The organism is Capnocytophaga sputigena (genome assembly GCF_002302495.1).
Taxonomy (GTDB): Bacteria; Bacteroidota; Bacteroidia; order Flavobacteriales; family Flavobacteriaceae; genus Capnocytophaga; species Capnocytophaga sputigena.
Map to the genome: position 1 here is coordinate 2,566,962 of NZ_CP022379.1, position 22,240 is coordinate 2,589,201.

Annotated in this window: 16 protein-coding genes; 3 read left to right on the plus strand and 13 right to left on the minus strand. The window is 36.3% G+C overall.

Features of this window, described 5'->3' with window-relative positions; genetic code table 11:
• The first annotated feature begins 127 nt into the window (after nucleotides 1-127).
• Nucleotides 128-4,237: an NACHT domain-containing protein gene (locus CGC57_RS11585; protein ID WP_095899249.1), complete on the plus strand. Its 4,110-nt coding sequence runs from the start codon at nucleotides 128-130 to the stop codon at nucleotides 4,235-4,237.
• 87 nt (nucleotides 4,238-4,324) lie between these two features.
• On the opposite strand, the gene glmS is transcribed toward CGC57_RS11585, so the two are convergent.
• The 13 genes from glmS to lepA form a co-directional block, all read right to left on the minus strand.
• Nucleotides 4,325-6,166, minus strand: a complete 1,842-nt coding sequence (gene glmS / locus CGC57_RS11590) for a glutamine--fructose-6-phosphate transaminase (isomerizing) (protein WP_095899250.1) — start codon at nucleotides 6,164-6,166, stop codon at nucleotides 4,325-4,327.
• 53 nt (nucleotides 6,167-6,219) lie between these two features.
• Complete coding sequence (coaD, locus tag CGC57_RS11595) at nucleotides 6,220-6,672, minus strand: pantetheine-phosphate adenylyltransferase (RefSeq protein ID WP_002677379.1); 453 nt, start codon at nucleotides 6,670-6,672, stop codon at nucleotides 6,220-6,222.
• A gap of 17 nt (nucleotides 6,673-6,689) precedes the next feature.
• Complete coding sequence (locus tag CGC57_RS11600) at nucleotides 6,690-7,667, minus strand: D-alanine--D-alanine ligase (protein WP_095899251.1); 978 nt, start codon at nucleotides 7,665-7,667, stop codon at nucleotides 6,690-6,692.
• 59 nt (nucleotides 7,668-7,726) lie between these two features.
• Nucleotides 7,727-8,029 (minus strand): HepT-like ribonuclease domain-containing protein, encoded by a 303-nt coding sequence (locus tag CGC57_RS11605; RefSeq protein WP_172595647.1) that lies wholly within the window; start codon nucleotides 8,027-8,029, stop codon nucleotides 7,727-7,729.
• Nucleotides 8,030-8,053: 24 nt separating this feature from the next.
• Nucleotides 8,054-8,359 carry a nucleotidyltransferase family protein gene (locus CGC57_RS11610; protein WP_095899252.1) on the minus strand — a complete coding sequence of 102 codons (306 nt, stop codon included), beginning with the start codon at nucleotides 8,357-8,359 and terminating at the stop codon, nucleotides 8,054-8,056.
• 27 nt (nucleotides 8,360-8,386) lie between these two features.
• Entirely contained in the window at nucleotides 8,387-9,691 is a 1,305-nt protein-coding gene (gene der / locus CGC57_RS11615) for a ribosome biogenesis GTPase Der (protein WP_095899253.1), read from the minus strand.
• A gap of 59 nt (nucleotides 9,692-9,750) precedes the next feature.
• The gene (locus tag CGC57_RS11620; protein WP_095899254.1) at nucleotides 9,751-10,674 is read right to left on the minus strand and encodes a DUF4300 family protein; all 924 of its coding nucleotides are present in this window, start codon (nucleotides 10,672-10,674) and stop codon (nucleotides 9,751-9,753) included.
• Nucleotides 10,675-10,685: 11 nt separating this feature from the next.
• Nucleotides 10,686-11,210, minus strand: a complete 525-nt coding sequence (locus CGC57_RS11625; RefSeq protein ID WP_095899255.1) for a GNAT family N-acetyltransferase — start codon at nucleotides 11,208-11,210, stop codon at nucleotides 10,686-10,688.
• Between the two features lie 101 nt (nucleotides 11,211-11,311).
• Nucleotides 11,312-13,783 (minus strand): M1 family metallopeptidase, encoded by a 2,472-nt coding sequence (locus CGC57_RS11630; RefSeq protein WP_095899256.1) that lies wholly within the window; start codon nucleotides 13,781-13,783, stop codon nucleotides 11,312-11,314.
• 109 nt (nucleotides 13,784-13,892) lie between these two features.
• On the minus strand, nucleotides 13,893-16,295 hold the full coding sequence (locus CGC57_RS11635; RefSeq protein WP_095899257.1) for a TonB-dependent receptor domain-containing protein: 2,403 nt from the start codon (nucleotides 16,293-16,295) through the stop codon (nucleotides 13,893-13,895).
• Between the two features lie 70 nt (nucleotides 16,296-16,365).
• The gene (locus CGC57_RS11640) at nucleotides 16,366-16,728 is read right to left on the minus strand and encodes a DUF6331 family protein (protein WP_095899258.1); all 363 of its coding nucleotides are present in this window, start codon (nucleotides 16,726-16,728) and stop codon (nucleotides 16,366-16,368) included.
• 9 nt (nucleotides 16,729-16,737) lie between these two features.
• On the minus strand, nucleotides 16,738-17,958 hold the full coding sequence (locus CGC57_RS11645; RefSeq protein ID WP_095899259.1) for an FRG domain-containing protein: 1,221 nt from the start codon (nucleotides 17,956-17,958) through the stop codon (nucleotides 16,738-16,740).
• Nucleotides 17,959-18,041: 83 nt separating this feature from the next.
• Nucleotides 18,042-19,838, minus strand: a complete 1,797-nt coding sequence (lepA, locus tag CGC57_RS11650; RefSeq protein WP_095899260.1) for a translation elongation factor 4 — start codon at nucleotides 19,836-19,838, stop codon at nucleotides 18,042-18,044.
• A gap of 326 nt (nucleotides 19,839-20,164) precedes the next feature.
• Between lepA and metK the strand changes: the two genes are divergently transcribed.
• Together metK and CGC57_RS11660 are read left to right on the plus strand one after the other, a co-directional pair.
• Nucleotides 20,165-21,412 carry a methionine adenosyltransferase gene (metK, locus tag CGC57_RS11655; protein ID WP_095899261.1) on the plus strand — a complete coding sequence of 416 codons (1,248 nt, stop codon included), beginning with the start codon at nucleotides 20,165-20,167 and terminating at the stop codon, nucleotides 21,410-21,412.
• Nucleotides 21,413-21,543: 131 nt separating this feature from the next.
• Nucleotides 21,544-22,122 (plus strand): flavin reductase family protein, encoded by a 579-nt coding sequence (locus tag CGC57_RS11660; RefSeq protein WP_095899262.1) that lies wholly within the window; start codon nucleotides 21,544-21,546, stop codon nucleotides 22,120-22,122.
• The last annotated feature ends 118 nt before the right edge of the window (nucleotides 22,123-22,240 follow it).

A 22,240-nucleotide genomic window follows, 5' to 3' on the forward strand; every position in this document is an offset into this window, starting at 1 on the left:
ATACGAAATACGAATGACGAAAAATACTTATTACTTCAATTTTATCATCAAGTAATATTTATTAGGAATTATTATTAATTTTTCATAAGAAAGTATTAATTTTGCACTATAAAAAAAATATTTTTCTATGATTGGAACTATGACGTCTACAGTTGTTATTGAACTAATAAAGTACACTGTTAAAAAAGAAGGATATAGCTGTATTAGACAGCTATTTTTCCCTAAAAAAAAGTACGCAAGTAGATTGGTTAAAATTACAACAGATACAACACGAGAATTTGGTGAGAAATGTCCTATTATAGAAGATATAAATGGAAAAATTCCTTTTTATCACTCAGAAATTTTATATAAAAAGCTACTTGAACATAAATTATTTGAAACTAAAAAAGTGGATTTTGATGAATTATTAGATGAATTTAAAAGAATTCCTAACATTATAGAACCGACTAAAGAACAAATAATTTCTTTTTATAATTTATTTTATAGTAATCTTGAAAAAGATAAAGAGCTTAAAAAACTTTTTATAGAAGAAAATTATAAAGATAAGATATTTGAAAATTCTGATAAATTAGATGCAATATCTAAGGAACTGAACATATCTTCAAGCAAACTAAACTTTAAAACATTAAATCTGGGCGATTTTACCAACGTTGAGATATTAAAAATAGATAATTATGAAAAAAGATATATAAAAAGAGAAGAAATTAATTATTTCACAATAAATGAAGAGAATGAAACCTTAGAGCATTTTTTACAAGAGAAAAATAGAATTGTATTATTAGGTAATGCAGGTATAGGGAAAACAATTGAACTAAAGTGTCTATTTAATTCCCTATGGGATAAAAGAGAAGAACAACAGAATTTTCCTTTTTTTATTACTCTTAAAAACTTTAGGGGAACCTCTACTTTTGAAGATTTAATACCTTTGAAAGAATGGAGAGAATTACCTATAATTACATTTATTTTAGATGGTCTTGATGAAATAGCCAATATTCAGGATTTTATATCTGCATTAGAAGTATTTTTAGATAACAATAGAGAATATAGAATTAATGTAGTTATTAGTTGTAGAACCAATATTTATGAAAAATATATTGCCAAAATAGATAATTTTGAATATGTTTTTTTGGAAGGACTATCAGAACTTCAAATAAGTAATATTTTTAAAAGAGAAAATGGTATTCCCTTACCATTTAATGAACTGAATCGCTTTAGATCTTTTTTAGAAAATTCTTTTAACCTAAATCTCTTCTGTGATTATTATAAGGAACATAAAAATTTTCCCAACAGTCAATTAGAGATTTGGAATATATCTATTGAAAAAGAATTAAATCTTTTAAATAGAGAAAAATTCAAAAAAAGAGAATCTATCAACACTCCTCATATAGAATATTGTTTGGAAAAAGTGGCTATTGTGAATGAATTAATGCAGCAGAACTTTATATCGGAAAATGATTTATACAACTTATTAGGTAGGGACAACGAAATTTTTGAAGAAGTTTCTTTTATAGAAAAGACACCTAATTCAAATATCTTTACATTTAGACATAAGAATTATCAGGAGTTCTTTGCAGCCAAGTACTTAGCTAATAAAAATGGGAAAAACATCCTATCTTTTATAAAAATAAATTCAGAAATCAACAAAACAAAACCTTCATTATTTAACACGATTGGCTTTTTGTTAAATATTTTACAAAAAGACAAATTTGAAAACATTAAAGATTGGCTTTTGAATAATGAACCTGAAATACTTTTTTTAGTAGAAAAGGATAAATTGAATGTTGAACAAAAAAATGATATCTTTAAAAAGCATTTTACAAATATAGCTATTGAAAAGAAACATTGGTTTGCAGGAACTCAGCCTTTCTCTATGAATAAAATGGCAGAATTTGCTAATATTGATTTTCTTATGTCAGTAATTAATAAAAATATACATTTTAGAACTACTATATCTGCTTTAAATGTATTAGCTTTTACGGAATGTTCTGATGAGGATAATGATAAAATAAAAAATACTCTTAAAGCAATAATACTTTCAAATAATCAAATACAAGAATCTTTACAAATAAAAAGTGAGGCTTTAAGAACTTTTAGAGAAAAAGAGTTCTATAAAGATATTTCTTTCCTTAAAGAAATTGCCACATATTTTAAAGATAATTATTCACGAGAAATTCATCATCTAATAATTACAATACTTCATAAGTTAGAAGATATTGATAATTATTTTGATATACTAAAGAATTCTTTATACAAATTATACAAGATAGAACCTAATAGAGAAATAGATAATGTAATAAGAGGAACTAAGGAATATTTTGCTCAAATAGCTTTAAAAATACAAAATAGAGATCATTTTGTAGAAATACTAAAAATTATTGTAGATGATAATTTTGATATTAGGATATCAGAATTTTATAAATGTAATTTTAAAGAAAAGTTTATAAAAAAAATCCTTTCTTTTATTATATCTAATAAGGATATTTCGTCTATTATAGATATATTTATGCAATTAGATGATTGTCAACTTTCTAATCTATATGATCCTAACAACATTTTTCCTACATTAGTTAATGAAATGTCTGATCAAAAGATTAATGTATTCAGTTATATTATTGATAAATATGGGGTAACAGAGAATAATTATATGATTATCACATTATTTAATGATGAAAAATGTATTGATTACTTAGTTGAAAAATATAAAGAAAAAACAATAAAAATCTCAGACGACACTCTTGCTACTATAAGGTTTTATTATTCAAGACATAATTATCGTTCTGCCCTTTATTTTGACAATCATTTTTCTTTCTTAGGTCATACTTTTCCTAATATACTCTATACAGAAGAAGAAATTGAGGAGAATAATAAAAAATACATAAAAGCTTCTCAGGAAAACTATGACATTTTATTTGATAGGCAAAAAATAGAGCAAAGAATAACTAAAATTTTTGAAGATAATGACATTACAAAAATAAGTGTCGATATAGTTCATGAACTTGAATATGAATCTTATAGAAATAACTCATACTATGGTATTAGAAATAGTTTATATTTACTTATTATTGAAGTTTTAAATGGAGATGAAACAAAGACTAAGGAAGAAATCATCTCAAAACTTGAGAATGAGTATTATATCTTATATCAAATAAAATCTATGATTAAAGATAAAGATATACCTTTTGAAATTAATCATAATCATATCAATTATATAAAAGAAGCTTGCTTATCTCTTGAAAATAATTTTGACTATAATAATATTATATCTTTTGATGATGAAAATTACTATTCTTCAATTTATCCTAATTACAATATCTTAGAAATATTGTACTTTTTTGATAAAAAGTATGGAGTGAATTACACTCGACAATTTTACTTAGGAACTTTGAGGTATTGCAATATCATTGGAGAAATGGAAGATAATATTCATTTTATTGAAAGTAAAGTAGATAAATCAAATTTTAGAGATAAAATCATTTACAATATTAACCATATAAAAATGGATTATGGCTCTTTTAGAGAGCATGTTAGATATGTTATCAAGCATAAGATTGAGGAATGTTATCTTAAGATAGAAGAAGCTATTTTAGATCATGATTCTTCTATCTTGAAAGAATATATAGAAGTACTACCAAAAGAAAGAAAAGAAAGTTTTCTAACAAAATGTTGTACAGATATTAATACATATTTATTTTGGGAAGCAATTGATAGTTGCATGAAAGAGGATATAAATATTGATTTTATTCTTGATAAAGCAAAAGGATATTTAAAATCAAATAGAATTGAGTTTATAGCTAATGCTTTAAGTGTTCTTTTCTATTGTAATGATCCAAAGGCTTTAGAGTTTTATATAACACATCTAAGAGTCCTTAAAAATAAGAATATTGACTTAAGAGATGATTATAAAATTAACAACAAAGCTATTTTGAAGTATACTAATCTTAGCAATATAGAATTATTAAAAGAAATATTCCATATTATCTATGATGGAAAAATTAAAGAGAATACTTTTGCTTACTATAATACAAGACAAGATATTCAATCTTTACTAATCAGTTTTTCAAATAAGGATTTTGAAAGGATTAATAACTTATTGAAAGATATAAAAAAGGAATGTGTAGATAGTGATGCAAAAACCTTTCATATTAATCACTTAATAGATGTTTCAAATAATTCATATTTAGCTTCTCTTTCAAAACCTTTAACTTTCATAGAAGCTGAAAAATTACTCTACAGCTAAACTATTTTTAAAGAATTTTATCTCTTTATTAAACAAAGAAAAGTCTATTTGTAGGAAAAACAAATAGACTCTTTTTTTATTACCAAATTATTCTACGGTTACTGATTTGGCTAAATTACGAGGTTGATCGACGTTGCAACCGCGCTTGATAGCGATATAATAGGACAACAACTGCAAAGGTACTGAGGCTAAAATAGGAGTCAATGCCTCACTGATTTCGGGTATCTCAATCACATGGTTTGCTAACCCTGCCATTTGAGTATCGCCTTCGGTTACTACGGCTATAATTTTACCTTTGCGCGCCTTTATTTCTTGTGCATTAGAAACTACCTTATCATAATGTCCTTTAGATGGTGCGATGAATATCACCGGCATATTCTCATCGATAAGGGCGATAGGTCCATGTTTCATCTCGGCAGCTGGATAGCCTTCGGCGTGAATATAGGATATTTCTTTGAGTTTTAAAGCCCCTTCCAGAGCGGTAGGAAAGTTAAACCCACGACCTAAATACAAGCAATTGGTAGCTGTTTTGTAGCTTTCGGCTATCTCGGCGACCTTGTGATCTACTGTTTTGATAGTAGTTTCAAGCAACTGAGGTATACGTTCTAATTCCTTACAAAGGTGCTGATAGGTTTCCATACTGAGGGTGCCCTTTTTATGTCCTAAATGCAAAGCGATAAGGGTAAGCACCGTAAGTTGGGTGGTAAAGGCTTTGGTAGAAGCTACCCCTATTTCAGGACCTGCGTGAGTATAAGTGCCTGAATGGGTGATACGTGCAATTGATGAGCCTACTACATTGCAAATACCATAGATAAAAGCGCCTTTTTCTTTTGCTAATTTGAGGGCTGCTAAGGTATCGGCGGTCTCACCTGATTGTGAAATAGCAATAACGATATCCCCTTTATTGATAATAGGGTTGCGATAACGGAACTCTGAGGCGTACTCTACTTCTACAGGAATGCGCGCGTATTCTTCTAACAGATATTCACCTACCAAGCCTGCGTGCCACGAAGTCCCACACGCTACAATAACGATGCGTTTGGCATTGAGGAAGGTTTCTAAATGATTATCAACTCCTGATAGTTTGGTAGTATGATCGGGCAAGAGGCGACCGCGCATTGTGTCTTGGATAGACTTAGGTTGCTCATAGATTTCTTTGAGCATAAAATGGTCGTATCCGCCTTTTTCAATGGCTTCGAGGTTGAGTTTGAGTTGTTGTACAAACGGACTCACCTGCTCATTACTGCCTATTTTAATCACTTTCAATGGTTTGTTGAGGTGAATGGTAGCCATTTCGCCATCTTCTAAATACACAGCATTTTGGGTATACTCTATAAAAGGAGAGGCATCGGAGGCGATGAAGAACTCTCCATCACCTACCCCTATTACCAACGGACTACCCAAGCGGGCTACTACTATTTCCTCAGGGTTGCTTTCCTCCATTACAGCAATGGCAAAAGCGCCAACTACCTCATTGAGGGCATAGCGCACGGCAGTCTCTAAATTGACGTTTTCTTTTTCTTTGAAGTATTCGATGAAGTTTACTAATACTTCAGTATCAGTATCAGAATGGAATACAAAACCCTCTTTGATGAGGTTTTGCTTGATACTCTCGTAGTTCTCAATAATACCGTTGTGTACAATGGCTATTTTGCCAGAGTTAGAACGATGAGGGTGTGAATTGATGTCGTTAGGCACTCCGTGAGTTGCCCAGCGGGTATGCCCCATACCGCAACCATAAGTAGGAACATTCTCGCCTGCTTTGGCTACTAAATCGGATACTTTGCCTTTGGTTTTTTCTCCGTAAAACTGATCAGCGTTTAAGATAAAACCTGCGCTGTCATATCCACGGTATTCTAAGCGTTTTAAACCATCAATCACGATGGGAAAAGCGGCGCGTTTGCCTAAATAACCTACAATTCCACACATATTTTTAAGTTTTATTATTATTTCTTCTTCTACTGAGTTCTAAACCCTAATGGCTAAACTCTCACACTTTCGGGGACTAACACCGTGTAATCACCGTGATTGCGAATAACATCGCGCACAATAGACGATGATATAAACGAAGTGCGTGCTGCCGTAAGTAAAAAGACAGTTTCTATTTGAGATAATTTGCGATTAGTATGCGCAATAGCTTTTTCGAACTCAAAGTCGGCTGGGTTGCGCAAACCTCTGAGAATAAATTGCGCATCGATTTCTTTGCAAAAGTCTACTGTGAGCCCTTGATAGGTAGTAACTTTTACTTTGGGTTCATCGGCAAAAGCTTTTTCGATAAACTCTTTGCGTTGTTCTACCGTAAACATATAGTTCTTGTCACCATTAACACCTATGGCAACTACAATTTCATCGAATAGGTCTAAAGCACGTTTGATAATATCGTAATGACCTAAGGTAATGGGGTCAAACGACCCTGGAAATAAAGCTCTTTTCAATGATTAACAATTAAGTATTAATGTTTCAGTACTCGTTCTATTTCGCTTTCGAATAGTTCTTCAAGGTTGATGCCTGCTACTTTAGCTTGTTGAGGCAATAAACTTGCTTCTGAAAGCCCTGGTGTAGTATTCATTTCGAGCAAATAAGGTGTATCACCTACGATGATGAACTCACTTCGGCTGAAGCCTTCCATTTTTAACAATCGGTATACGCGTTCTGCCAAAGCGTTGATTTTAGCAGTCATTTCGGCAGAAAGGCGTGCAGGAGTAATTTCTTGTGACTTACCGTTATACTTGGCATCATAATCGAAGAAATCGTTTTCGGATACAATCTCAGTCATTGGGAGTACTTTTATTTCACCGCGATAGTTGATTACCCCGATAGAGATTTCAGTACCTTTCAAGAAACTTTCAATGAGGATTTCGTCGTCTACTTCAAATGCTTTGTCTATATACATAGGCAGTTGAGCCTCTTCATATACTTTATACACTCCAAAACTACTCCCTGATTTATTAGCCTTCACAAAGCAAGGCAAGCCTACTTTGGCTACAATATCAGCTGTATTATAGTTTTCACCTTTGTTGAGATAGTAAGAAGGGGCTGAAAGAATGCCAAAAGGTTTGAGTACTGATAGCATATCGCGTTTGTTGAATGTAAGAGCCGAAGCATACATACTACATCCTGTGAGCGGTAAGCCAATCAAATTAAAATAGGCTTGCAAATAGCCATCTTCACCTGGGGTGCCATGAATGGCATTGAAAACGGCATCAAAAGTAATTTTACGTCCGTTTACTGTTACCGAGAAGTCGTTTTTATCAATAGGATGTTCGTTATTTTGAGCATCTACATACACCCATTTATCGCGGTCAATACGAACGAGGTAAGGTACATATTTATCTTGGTTGAGGTTTTTGGCTACTACTGCAGCACTCTTTAAAGAAACGGGAGCTTCATTAGAGTAACCTCCCATTATGATTGCTATATTTTTTTTCACTTTTACAAGTATTTTTTCTTATATATTTTCTATTTTTAGAGATTAATATCTCTTGCAAATTATTCGTCTAAAAGGGTACTCACTTCATTATGAAGGATAGGTATATATTGAATTACTATTGCCCAAATAATTTCATCAGACACTGTATCATAGCCGTGTATGATTCTATTTCGCACATCAACTATTTGCCGAGCTTGTGTAATTTGAATCTCGTTATCTTTCTTTAAAATGCGATTCATAGCTTCTCCTATTATCTCAATATTTCTCTCTACAGCTCTTTTGGTTTTTAGGTCGCTTCTAAATTCTTCAAAAGTAGTATGTTCTTCAGAATAGCTTTCTATTTCAATAATAGCATTAAGTATATATCATATAGCCAAACTTTTATTTCAATCTGCATAAATAAGTTGTTTTTTTGAGTTGATATGCTCTAGGAAATAAGGGTTTTTAACTGCTTTTTCTTCTAATAAATCAATCTCTCGATTAAAAATAGCTTGTAAGGCAAATTTTAAATTGAAATAGTTGGAAGCATATTCTAAAATATCTTGTTGTTTGAAATCAACAATCAGATCTATATCACTATTCTCATTAAATTTTGGAGTAAGCACTGAACCAAAAGCATATAAGGATTTCACCTTGTGGTTTTTACACAAGGTGTCTATCTTTGTTTTGTTATGTTCTAAAAAGTGATTCATAACACATAAAAATCTAATAGAATAGTATTACTTCTGACGGAAATACACATCAATAGGCACACCATTAAAATCGAAGTTCTCACGGAGTTTGTTCTCGATAAAACGTCGGTATGGGTCTTTTACATACTGTGGCAAATTCGCAAAGAAAGCAAACTGTGGCATAGGGGTAGGCAACTGGGTGCAGAATTTTATCTTGATGTACTTTCCTTTGATCGCAGGGGGTGGATAGTTCTCAATGATAGGCAACATCACCTCGTTGAGTTTGCGAGTAGGGATACGCTTGGTGCGGTTGTTATACACTGCTACCGCAGTTTCTATCGCTTTGTAGATACGTTGCTTGTTCAATGCCGATACAAACAAGATAGGCACATCGGTGAAAGGTTCTATTTCTTTGCGGATAACTGCTTCGTACTCTTTAGCGGTATTGTTTTCCTTCTCTACCAAATCCCATTTATTAACCAATATCACGATGCCTTTGCGATTGCGTTGCGCCAACCAGAAGATATTAGCATCTTGGCTTTCAAAACCTCGCGTAGCATCAAGCATTAAAATACATACATCGGAGTGTTCTATGGCGCGAATAGAACGCATCACTGAGTAGAACTCCAAATCCTCTTTTACTTTAGATTTACGGCGGATTCCCGCTGTATCAACTAGATTGAACTCAAATCCAAAGCGGTTATATTTCGTGTCGATAGCATCGCGTGTGGTGCCTGCTATATCGGTAACAATGTAGCGGTCTTCACCTATAAGGGCGTTGATAAAGGAGGATTTACCCGCATTAGGTCTTCCCACTACAGCAAAGCGCGGTAAGGTGTTTTCTTCTTGTGGTTCTTTTACGGGTAAGAGTGCTACCAAATCGTCAAGCAATTCTCCTGTTCCACTACCATTTACGCTTGATAGGGCATAGAGATGTTCAAAGCCTAAGGCATAAAACTCGTGCATATCGTTGCGACGGTTGTTGCTATCCACTTTGTTTACCGCTACCAATATTGGTTTATGGCATTTGCGCAACATCTCGGCTACAGCTTCGTCCATACCAGTAAGCCCTTCTTCTACGTTTACCATAAAGATAATCGCATCGGCTTCGTCTATGGCTAAGGCGACTTGTTTGTTGATTTCTTTCTCGAAAGAATCATCACCACCGGCTAAGTAACCTCCTGTATCTATAACAGAAAAAGAAACCCCATTCCAGTCGGTTTTACCATAATGGCGGTCGCGTGTTACGCCACTCACAGCGTCCACGATAGCCTCACGGCGTTTTATCAAACGGTTGAAAAAAGTGGATTTACCTACATTGGGGCGTCCCACTACAGCTACTATAGCATTCATAATATACCTACTTATTTTTTGCAAAGATAGAAAATAATTGACAAATGGCAATTATCTTCTTATAAACGCTGTTCTTTTTTGTACGGATTAGGGCGATAACCTTCCATTAATGCATCATTTTCCATTATAAACGGAATGGCATTGGGTTGCTCCCATTCTACATCATAACGATTCATTAAGTAATCGCTAAGTTCTGTGCGATTGGCAAATTTTATCGCTTGATAAGGTTCTTGGAAAGCGAGTTTTTCGATAAAGAGTAACTTACCTTCAAAAGGCACTAATACCCCTACGTGCCCCACAAAGAGGGTGTTCTCCTCTGGGGTGATTTGGGAATGGAAGACTGCTGATATGAGCGATGCTTTAGTGGGGTCGTTTTTATAACGGAAATTGATACCGCGTTCTTTCCACGCTTGTTGCATCGCCTGCAAATGGGTGTTTATATCTTTGGTATTAGTAGTGGGCACCTCGGTAAAAAGGGTGAAAAAGTTGTTTTCTTCCTCTGGGGTAAAAAACTTTTTAGGGGTATTGTGCAAAGACTCTCGGTCTATAAAAAGCACCTCGTCTTCCTCTTTGCTAGCAAACTTTTTATCTGCAGGGAAAGTAATCAAATCACGCAAGAGGGTAAAAGAGGTTAGTCGACAGTTATAACCCTGAAACATAGGGTATTTAGCTGTCCAAATATTTTGTATAGCAACCTCATCGTATTTAGGTAATAGGCTATCAATAGTTACAAATCCTTTTGGTACTAAGCCTGCTTTATCGCCTACGGTTTGGTTGAAGAGGGCTACACTCTCCAAAAAAGAAGTTACATTTTGTTCAGCTATTCCGGCTGCTATAAGGGCTTTTTGCACTTCTTCTTGAGTAGCGGTGTCTACCAAATTAGAATAAGTGAGCGGAATGCTCGTTTTTTCAGTTGTTGCTTTCTTCTGCTCACAAGAAATCGTTCCTAATGAGAGAATTGCTATTAATATAAGTTTTTTCATATAATGTTATTTTATTGTTTTTTTAATGTATATACTAAACTTGTATGCCTCTCTCCTATAAGCGGAAACAAGAAATCTTCAAGGGTATGATGATAACGGAATCCACATTTTTCAAGTACTCGCTGTGAGGCAATATTTTCCTTGTATGCGCTTGCCCATAACTGGGTAAGGTGCAACTCATCAAAAGCATATTGCAGTACCCTTAGGGCTGCCTCAGTAACATAGTCCTTGCCCCAAAAGTCTTCTCCAAGCCAGTAGCCTATTTCGGCTTCATTTTCCCCTATAGGAAGATTGCTCTCTCCTTGTAAAAGCAAGCCTATGCTACCAATAGGTGTGTTATTGGGCAGACAAATAGCAAAACTATGAGGCTTGCTAAGCACAACCTCAATAATATCTCGGCTCTCATCTACACTTTTGTGAAGAGGCCAACCGCACCTCTTGCCTATAATAGGATTGTGTGCTTGTGTGTATAAGGCTTCGGCATCGGTAATTTTCCAAGGGCGAAGCAAAAGATGTTTTGTTTGAAGTGTTTCCATAAGATTAGATATTATAAACACACTTTGCCAAAGGAGCGAGCCGCACGGGCAGATAACTTTGGCAAAGTGTGCAATGTAAAAGAAATTAATAGCTTGTCGTGCTACGACTTGAACATTCCTTTAATCTCTTCTAACATTTTAATTTGTTTTTTTACAGATTCAGTTTGGTTTAAACCGCGTTTGATAGTGATACCTTCATCTAAGACATTTGTAAGCATATCTTTAGCTGCAGGATTTTCCATATCTTTAGCGATTTCTTTGAGTGATTTAGCTAATAATTCTACGTGTGAAGTATTATCTAAATGCATAGCCCATTCATAACCTTTTTTGAAGTTGGCAGCGGTATCGGGGTTATCTTTTTCAAAGAAAGGATAGTATATAAAATAAGGAAGTATTGCAGGGAGATATTGCTCCATTTGGTTGTCTACAATTACTCCTGATAATCCTGCTAATTGGTCGGTATCAAAATCTTTGATGCTTCCTTTTTCAAGAATACTCTTAGCGCGTGCGGGCTCAGTGCGAGCTATGCCATTGATAGCAGCATTTTTGATAGCTCCTGAAGGAGATTCAAGGTTTTTCTCGAATATAAGAGTATATTTCTTTTTGTCCTTAGAGGTTGCTAATACCCACATAGCTGCTGATTTAGCTAAGTTTTGAGGATCGGAAGAAGCGATTTTTTCAACCATAGCCATTTCTTTGGCATTGAGATCGTAGTTGGCAAGTTTTTGCAATGCTAGAACGCGCACTTGGAAGAAAGGATCTTTAAGAGCCGCAATTAGAATATCTTTACCATCGGGTTCCATAGGGGCACTTACAGCTTGCAATCTGCTTTTGAGTGATTTGGCGTGTTGCATTTGGAATAAATACTCAGCCCACGATTTTTGGTATTGTTCATTCATCAATATCACTCCTTCAGGGTTAATGTCTATGAGGGTAGGCATTTTTCTCATTGGGAAGGTGAAAACATTCTCTTTGCGAGCATCTACCCAAACAGTGTGTCTCATCACGCGATTGTTGATATATAAATCTATATCCAATGGGAATTGGAACAAGAGGTCTTCACTTTGTGTTTGTATCACTTTGAGAGTGAGTTTACCTTTGCTAAAACTCTTTTCTACATTCACCACAGGGTTACCATTGCCGAAATACCATTGATTGAAGAACCAGTTGAGATCTTTACCACTTACTTTTTCTAATGAAAGGCGCAATTGGTGAGCTTCTCCAGTACCGTATTCATTGGTTTTGAGATAATCGGTAAGTCCTGCAAAGAAAGCTGCATCGCCCAGATAATTGCGCAACATGTGCAGAATAGCTCCTCCTTTGTTGTAGGAAACTAAATCGAACATATCTTCGCGAGAGTCATAACCAAAACGCACTAAATCTTTTACAAAATCGTTGGGGCGGTGTTGGTATTGGAGGGTGTTGTTGCTCAAGTGGTATTCGGCAGCATCTTTGCCGTATTTGTGCATCAACCACAAGTATTCACTATAGTTAGCAAACGACTCGTTTACAGTGAGGTTTGACCAGCTTTCGGTAGTTACCAAATCACCAAACCAGTGGTGAGCTAACTCGTGTGCAATAATAGGCTCCCAATAATTTTGGTCGGCTAAAGCACCTGCTGTTTGATAAGCACTTTCGGCGTGGCTTACAGCAGTAGTGTTTTCCATTGCACCACTTACAAATTCGCGCACGACCATTTGGGCATATTTAGACCAAGGGAAATCGTAGCCAAAACGTTCGGAGAAGAAAGTAATCATCTCGCCTGTGTTGCCAAATATCTGTTTAGCAACAGGTTCGTATTCTTTTTCAACATAGTATTCAATAGGCACATTACCACGCCAAGGAGTATCTTTTACCACTGCAAATTCTCCTGCACCCATAAAGAAGAGGTAAGGAGCGTGAGGTTTATCCATCACCCAATAGTCGGTGCGCATATTGCCTTTCTTGTCACTGCTTTTTAGCAGACCATTAGAAAGGGTAACAAAGCTTTCGGGCACAGTGATTTCAATTTCTTGGGTTGTTTTTTGGTTAGGCTTGTCGATGGTAGGGAACCAGCAGGAAGAACCTTCAGTTTCACCTTGTGTCCATACTTGGCGCATAGGTTTATCGGGTTCTCCTTTAGGGTTGATGAAGTAAAGCCCTTTGGCATCAGTAATCGCTAAGCTACCCTTATCGGTTACTTTTTCGGGCTGAGCTGTGTAGTGGATATAGATGGTGTAGGCTTCATCTTTTTGGTAGGTTTTGTTGAGTTTTATTTTTAGCAAATCGTTTTTATAGCTGTAAGAAAGCCCACGTTGTTTGCCGTTTTGATCTAAGGCTACCTTGTGAATAATCATAGCTTTAGCATCAAGGATAAGGCTATCGGTAGCGTAAAAATAAGGGGCAGCGGTGAGCCATTCTTCTCCGCTGAGGGTTTGGTTGTTGAAGTTAAAACTTACCTTTAACTTGGTGTGCTTCAAGGCAGTTTTCTTTTCAGGAGTTGCACGGTAAAGACTTCTACCCGAAGTATCGGTTTGTGCAAAAATGTAGCCCGTGAACAATAGGGCAATGATGGTAAAAAGTGTTCTTTTCATCGGTTTATCTTATTTGCTTGAAATATACTAATAATTTATTTTTCAAGGGATGATTTCAACCGCAAAGATATATCTTTTTACTATTATAGCGAAATAAAACGCTAAAAAATTATAATCGCCCTACTTCTTCAAGTTCGTTTGTATGGACTTCTTTGGCTTTTCCAAACTGATAAGTGAGGTTTAGTTTGACTTGCCGGCTTTCGCTATTGCCGTAAGCATAAAGGTCTAAATTAGACAAATGGCTCTCGCTATCCCAGCGCTGGGTATGGAAAATATCGGTAAAACTAAAGGTGGCTGTAAGGCGATTGTTTAAGAAAATGCGCTGTAACCCAAGGTCTATACCGCCTGAAGATTTGGCTATCTCATTGATGCCTGCTAATCTGCGTGAATTGTAAACCGCTGTGAGTTCGCCTTTGAGTTGCCAAGGCAAATGAAAGTAATTTTGCATTGTTATACTATACTGCCAACGATTGAGGTGTAACTCACTGCCTTCCAAAACAGTGCCTTTGTTCTCTATATAACTGAGATTAGGAGTAATAGTTGTCTGGCAACCCTTGCCCCAATTCAGTTCTTGATAGAGTGAAAATAGCAAATGGTGCTGACTGCCTATATTTTTAGGAATTGAAATGATTTTGTTGCTTTGAAAAGGCTCACTGATACTGCTAAAAAAGTCGGTAGAGTAGCTGTAAGTCATTGTGAAAGAAGTTTTTTTGTACGAAGCTGAAAGCGTAGCTTTTTGTATTTTTTCGGGAGCTAAAAACGGATTTCCTTTCCAATACGACAATTCGTCTAAAAGATATTCAAATGGGTTGAGATTCTGGTATTCAGGTCGGTTGATGCGAGTGCTATAGCCTGCAAATAGCTGTAGGTCATCGTTGTATTGATATTGCAAACTCAGGGTAGGGAAGAAGTTAGTATAGTGTTTTTTATGCTCTTGTTGGCTATTTCCACTACCCGCAATAGGCAATAATAGTCCGTTAGAAAAAGTAGTTTCGTTGCGTACCCCTACCTCAGCAGACAAACGGTCGGTAATAGGGTAGTGATATTGCGCATAAACGGCAAAAATACGCTCTTTGAAGTCGAAAGCATTAGAGCGGTTTACATCTATGATGTTATGGGTAGCCAAGTGTCTGTAAAACTGAAAGCTATTGTCCGAAAACACTTGTGAGTACTTAGCTCCTGCTGTAAGGCTGCCTCCCCATAGCGGTAATTCCGAACGAAAAGAAGTAGCGAAGATATGTATTTTGCGGTCGTTTTCGGAAAGATATAACTCGTGAGAAAGCACATTGCCCGCAGGTGAACGGTAAGTATTAGGTTGCCAATTCCCTGAACCACCATCGAAAAAAGCGTAATCAATATCCAACTGGTAACGTTCGTTATCGGAAGGAGCAAAAGTGTAATAAGCATTGGCACTGTAGCGGTTCGCTTTTTGCATAAAGTAATCGTTGTAGCCCGATAATGTTTTTTCCAATACATTAGCAGCATTGAAAAAGCGAGTGGTTGTGCTAGTAGTTCCTTTGCCAAATAGGGTGTTGGCAGAGAGTTGCACACCTAAAGTATGTTGTTCATCAGGCAAATAGTCATAACCAATATGTCCTGCAATAGTTTTGCGTTTTTCGGTATCATCGGTGGGACTTTCGTAACGCAAGCCATTTTGTAGGCGCTCGCTGCCGTAATCCATTGCGTAATGCCCTAACTGATGATTGTAACCCAAACGCAATATACCTTTTTTTACGCTGTGTTGCAATTGGAGTTCCGTATTTTGGCGCAGATTCCACCAATACGACAGTCCGTTGTTCAATGAGAAGAACGTACCTTCCACCGTTTTTTTATCTAATACTATGTTCACGGCACCTGCTCCCCCTTGAGCCTCGTATTCGGCAGGAGGGTTGAGCAATAATTCCGTTTTTTTGATTTGCGACATTGGGATAGATTTCAGATAACTTGCCAAATCATCGGGTTGCATATAGGTAGGTTTCCCATTGATGAGCACCAATACATTGCTTTTCCCGCCAATGCTCAAGTGATTTTTGCTATCTACCACTACATTGGGAGTGCTTTTTAGCGCATCGAGAGCCGTTCCAGAGGCGTGTGTTAGGCTGTTTTTAGGTGAAAACACAATCTTGCCTTGTTCCATATATACAGCAGCTTTCTTTTGAGGAGCTGTAATGACTACCTCTTCTAAAGTAACTGATGTTTTTAGTTCGATAGCAAGCATTTCAATAGACTTGTTCAGCTGAAAAGGTTCGCCTGTATACGACAAATAGTTGCCTGTGCCTTCAATATAAATACGCAATTTGCGAGGGGAAGAAGTAAAGCTAAAGAGTCCGTTAGCTTCGGTAAGAGGTTCACTTACAATAAAGTTTGTGTCGGCATCTAATACTTTGATAGCTACATTGGCGATGCCTTCGAGTGAAGCGTTATGCACAAAACCTTTTACGGTGTACTGTGTTTGTGCAGAAAGGGTTGTGAGTGTGCATAGCAGGCACAATAAGAAACTCAATCTTTTCATTATACAATAGTTGTTGGTGAATAATGGTGCAAATGTAAAAAAAAACACACTCTACAAAATAAATGTGTTTTTATTGTGATTCAATGGTTTTTATAATATGCGCTAATAGTTGCAAAAATACTTTTCTATTGAAATTATTGTTTAGAATAGTGCTGCCTACAGCGTTGTACCACCATTGTTCCTCAATGGCAGTTTGCATTGCTTTAAGTTGTGTTACAATAGTTTCGGCAGAGAGTCCTACAAGTGCCTTGTGGATATCCTCAGGTATAAACGAAAACGCTTGAATACCACAGCACTCCCTAACACATGTTACCTCTAACTTATCAAAAAATGTATTTAGCGGTGCAATATAAGGGTCGAGATCTAATAGCTTCCCATTGTAATCTACTGGGAGTTCTTCGATAAAGAGGTTGTTTCCAATGAGGATGGGCATAGAGAATGTTTAGTTTTCAGCAGTATATTTTTCTTTGATATAATCAGCTACTTTATCAATTTCAGGGAATAAAGTACTTTTGTTTATACCTAACTTATCTAATTCTTTTAAAATCGATTCTTTTTTTGAGTTTTTTATTATTATTTTATTATTATTCCCTTTAATAATCCATTCCTTTTCTATTTCAGGCATTGGCTTAGTAGTATTATGATCAAAAGAAGGCTCTACTCCAAAAATTAAAAATGCACCTTGTTGCCTCACAATACGTGGATTATCTAATTTTGGCTTCACAGCAAGAATTTTAGCTATATCATTAGGGTTTATAATTGGTTTAAAATAGGATTTATCTTCTCTAATATAATGTAATAATTTTTTTAAATAATTTATATTTAAAAATTTAATAACTTCTTGCTGTTCTTCTTTTATATTTTCCTGAAATATATAAAGCAATTGAGATTTTAAAAGTTTTTTTATCTCATCATCTATATTTACTTTATATTCTGATGTTATTTCTTGAATTATTTCTTGAATTATTTTTTCAATTTTTTGATCTATATTTTTTATATAAATATATTTTTTTAGTTTTTCTCTTCGAGGAAGAGTATAATTAAATAAATTATCTGATTTTTTTTTATCTAACTCTTTTAATTTTATCTGAATTCGTTTATTGTATATTTCTTTTATTTTACTTTCATAAAAATCATCCTTTTTATAGGAAAAATTTCTATCATATTTTGATAGATTAGCTAAGATAGTAACTTTATCACTATCAGAATAACAAACACTTTCGTTAGGAATATTAAAAACTATAACTTCTCCATCCATATCCTTTTTTTTATAGCTAGTCTCTCCCTTTTCATTTATAACTTTTTCAATTTCCTCAACTTCTTTACATGCAAAATATAAAGCTACTAAAGCATTTGTTGTTAAGTCTAATATTCGTGTAGGTACTCCATAATGTTGCATCAGAGCTAATGATTCTATAGTGCTTTTTCCATTAAACTCATAAGGTACTTTAGCAATTGTTTCTCTATAGATTTTATCTTCATTCTTTATAAATCTTTCATCTCTATAAATAGAGGGTTTTAACTCATAATTTTTGTCAGAATGTCCTCTATAGAATAAAGTATATCCGGATTTATTCTTTATGCCCTTTATCTCGTTTAAAAAATCACTTACACTTTCTATGTATATTATATTCTCTTTGTTTTCTATATTTTGTGTGTCCATATTTTTTATTTATTAAAGAGGTATTACAAAATTTCTAAGATATAATGTAAGTTACTAAAGTAACTGCCTGACCGTGCTACGGTCTAATCATTCAACTTCAGTACCGCCATAAACGCACTTTGTGGGATTTCGACGTTGCCGACTTGGCGCATACGTTTTTTACCGGCTTTCTGTTTCTCTAAGAGCTTACGCTTACGCGAGATGTCCCCTCCGTAACATTTGGCAGTAACGTCCTTACGCAAGGCTTTGATGGTCTCGCGCGAGATGATTTTAGCCCCAATAGCTGCCTGTATCGGGATATCGAACTGCTGGCGCGGTATGAGTTCGCGTAGTTTCTCGCACATCTTCTTACCTATGTTGTAAGCATTATCAGCGTGGATAAGAGCCGAAAGGGCATCTACCGATTGTGAGTTGATGAGAATATCCACTTTCACAAGGTTGGAAGCACGCATCCCAATAGGTGAATAGTCGAATGAGGCATAGCCCTTGCTCACTGTTTTAAGTCGGTCGTAGAAGTCGAACACGATTTCGGCAAGTGGCATATCAAAGTTCAGCTCCACACGCTCAGGGGTGAGGTAGTGCTGATTGGTGATGACACCACGTTTTTCAATACAGAGCGACATCACCTGACCTATAAAATCCGATTTGGTGATGATGCTCGCCTTGATATATGGCTCTTCCACACGGTCTAATTTAGAAGGGTCGGGGAGGTCAGAAGGGTTATTTACGATAATCGCTTTTTCAGGTTCTTTTTTGGTAAAGGCGTGGTAACTTACGTTGGGTACGGTGGTAATCACGGTCATACCAAACTCGCGTTCCAAGCGTTCTTGTACGATTTCTAAGTGCAGCATACCCAAGAATCCACAGCGGAATCCAAAGCCCAAAGCGGCAGAGCTTTCGGGGGTAAACACGAGCGAGGCATCGTTTAGTTGGAGTTTTTCCATTGAGGCGCGCAACTCTTCGTAATCTTCGGTGTCTACCGGATAAATCCCCGCAAATACCATCGGCTTTACGTTCTCAAAGCCGTCAATAGCTTCTGTACAACCGTCTACTGCCGAGGTAATGGTATCCCCCACTTTCACCTCGCGTGCATCTTTGATACCAGTGATAAGGTACCCCACATCGCCAGTACTAATTACCTGCTTGGGTACTTGGTTGAGTTTGAGGGTTCCCACCTCGTCGGCATCATAGATTTTGCCGTTGGACATAAATTTGATTTTCTGTCCTTTGCGTATTTCACCATTCATTATGCGGAAGTAGGTTTCCACCCCGCGGAAAGAGTTGTACACCGAGTCGAAAATCAATGCTTGTAGTGGGGCTTTGGGGTCGCCAGTAGGGGCAGGAATACGCTCGATAATTGCCTCCAAAATCGCCTCTACGCCCAAGCCTGTTTTACCACTGGCAGGGATAATGTCATCGGGCGAGCAACCGAGAAGATCTACAATATCATCTTTCACCTCCTCGGGGTTAGCACTCGGTAGGTCTATTTTGTTGAGTACGGGAATGATTTCAAGGTCGTTTTCGAGCGCCAAGTAGAGGTTAGAAATCGTTTGAGCCTGAATGCTTTGCGCAGCATCTACGATGAGGAGAGCCCCCTCGCAAGCAGCGATGGAACGGGATACCTCATAAGAGAAATCCACGTGACCTGGGGTATCAATAAGATTGAGGATATATTTTTCGCCTTTGTACACATATTCCATTTGGATAGCGTGGCTTTTGATAGTAATACCGCGCTCGCGCTCCAAGTCCATATTGTCTAAAAGTTGGTCTTGTTTTTCGCGTTCAGTAACGGTTTGGGTAAAGTCGAGCAAACGGTCGGCTAAAGTACTCTTGCCGTGGTCGATATGTGCTATAATGCAGAAATTACGTATGTTTTTCATTGTATAAATTAGTCGTTAGCTATTTAGTTGATAGTTGTTAGTACAAGGTAAATACCACAACTATCAGTAATTAAGGGCGCAAAGGTAGTAAATAATTAGTGAACTAGCAAATTTAGAAGAAGATAGGATTTCAGAGAAGTCTGAGCTTTGACAACTAAAAATTGTTCGTTGTTATTTGTCTATTGTTTTTTATTTTGTAATTTTGCCGCCAATTAATAACAAAGAGGACAAATTTGTACTGATTGCAACCTCTTGGGGGTGTTCCCCAAAAAATGCTAAAACAGTTCTTCTTTACAATGGCGTCCCCTGCTAAATCATAATTATCAATGGGATATTTATTTACCTCTGAGTCCGTTTCAGAAGGACATCCAGACAAAATCGCTGACCAAATTAGCGATGCACTTATTGACAACTTCCTCGCTTTCGACCCCCACTCTAAAGTGGCTTGCGAGACATTAGTAACTACCGGTCAGGTTATATTGGCTGGCGAAGTAAAATCAAACACTTACATCGATGTACAACAAATCGCGCGCAACGTGATTGAGAAAATTGGCTATACCAAAAGCGACTATATGTTTGAAGCCAAATCGTGTGGAGTACTTTCGGCTATTCACGAACAATCACCCGATATCAATCAAGGAGTAGACCGCGGAAAACCTGAAGATCAAGGTGCTGGCGACCAAGGAATGATGTTTGGCTATGCGGTGAACGAAACCGAAAATTATATGCCACTCGCTTTAGACCTTTCACACGCTTTGCTGAGAGAATTGGCAGCATTACGCCGTGAAAACAAGGAGATTACCTATTTGCGTCCCGATGCTAAAAGTCAGGTAACTCTTGAGTATAGCGATGACAACAAGCCGGTGCGTGTGAACACGATTGTGATTTCAACCCAGCACGACGACTTTGATACTGAAAAGAAAATGCTTCAAAAAATTAAAGAGGATATCGTGAAAATTCTCATTCCGCGTGTGATTAAAAAGTATCCTCAATACGCACCTTTCTTTGACGATAAAATTATTTATCACATCAACCCTACAGGTATTTTTGTGATTGGAGGTCCTCACGGCGATACAGGGCTTACTGGTCGCAAAATTATTGTAGATACTTACGGTGGTAAAGGAGCACACGGTGGGGGAGCATTCTCTGGTAAAGACCCGAGCAAGGTAGACCGCAGTGCGGCGTATGCTATGCGTCACATCGCCAAAAACTTAGTAGCAGCAGGCGTTGCCGATGAAATATTGGTACAAGTGAGTTATGCCATAGGGGTAGCTGAGCCTACGGGAGTGTATGTAAATACTTATGGTACTGCCAAAGTGAACCTCACTGATGGTGAAATAGCTAAAAAAATACAAGAAATCTTCCCTTTGCGTCCGTATGATATAGAACAACGCCTAAAATTGCGCAATCCTATTTACAGCGAGACTGCTTCTTATGGACATATGGGGCGTACTCCTGAGGTTGTAACCAAAGTATTCTCATCGCCTTATCACAAGACGAAAACGATAGAAGTAGAGCTCTTTACTTGGGAAAAATTAGATTTCGTTGAAAAAGTAAAAGCAGCATTTTTTTAATTACGAGTTACAAATTATAAATTACGAGTGATAAACTTTGCCAAAATTGAAACTTTGGCAAAGTTTTTTTATTCTTTTCATTGTTCATTGTTATTTTTTTCTTACCTTTGTGCTATCAAATAAAAAATAGTATGAAATCTTTTTTACCCAATATGTTTTATTATGGCTTTCCTATAGTGCTTCTCAGCACGATAGATAAAGAAGGAAAAGCTAATGTAACTCCTATTTCGTGTAGTTTTACTATAGGTACAAATGCTGTAATAGCCCTTGTAAAATTGAACAAAGTCTATCATAATGTAATGGAAGTGCCTGAAGTGGTATTCAATTTTCCTACAGCGGCTATGTGGGAGCAAGTAGATACAATAGGTCCTTATACCGCTCAAAACCCTGTGCCTGATGTGAAAAAGGATAAATACACATATACAGACGACAAGTTTAGTATTGGAGGATTTACCCAATTGCCCTCAGAAAAAGTGCGCCCTCCACGCATTGCCGAGTGTCCTATGCAAGCAGAAGCTATAGTAAAACAAGTGAATGACCGCGATACGTATGCAATTGTAGAGTTGGAAATAGTACAAGTACACGCTGAAGACTATTTGGTGATGGAGGGAGACAAAATCAATCCATTAGAGTGGGAACCACTTATCTATAACTTTAAACATTATTACGGATTGGGAGAACATAAAGGAGTAAATTTTGGTATCAGATAATGGCTTATCTAAGGTAAGAAAAAAGAAAGCTTTGCAAAACTCTTACAAGGTTTAGCAAAGCTTTTTTTATATTCATTATTGTTATTTGCTAATTATTTTTTATCTTTGCTTCATTAAA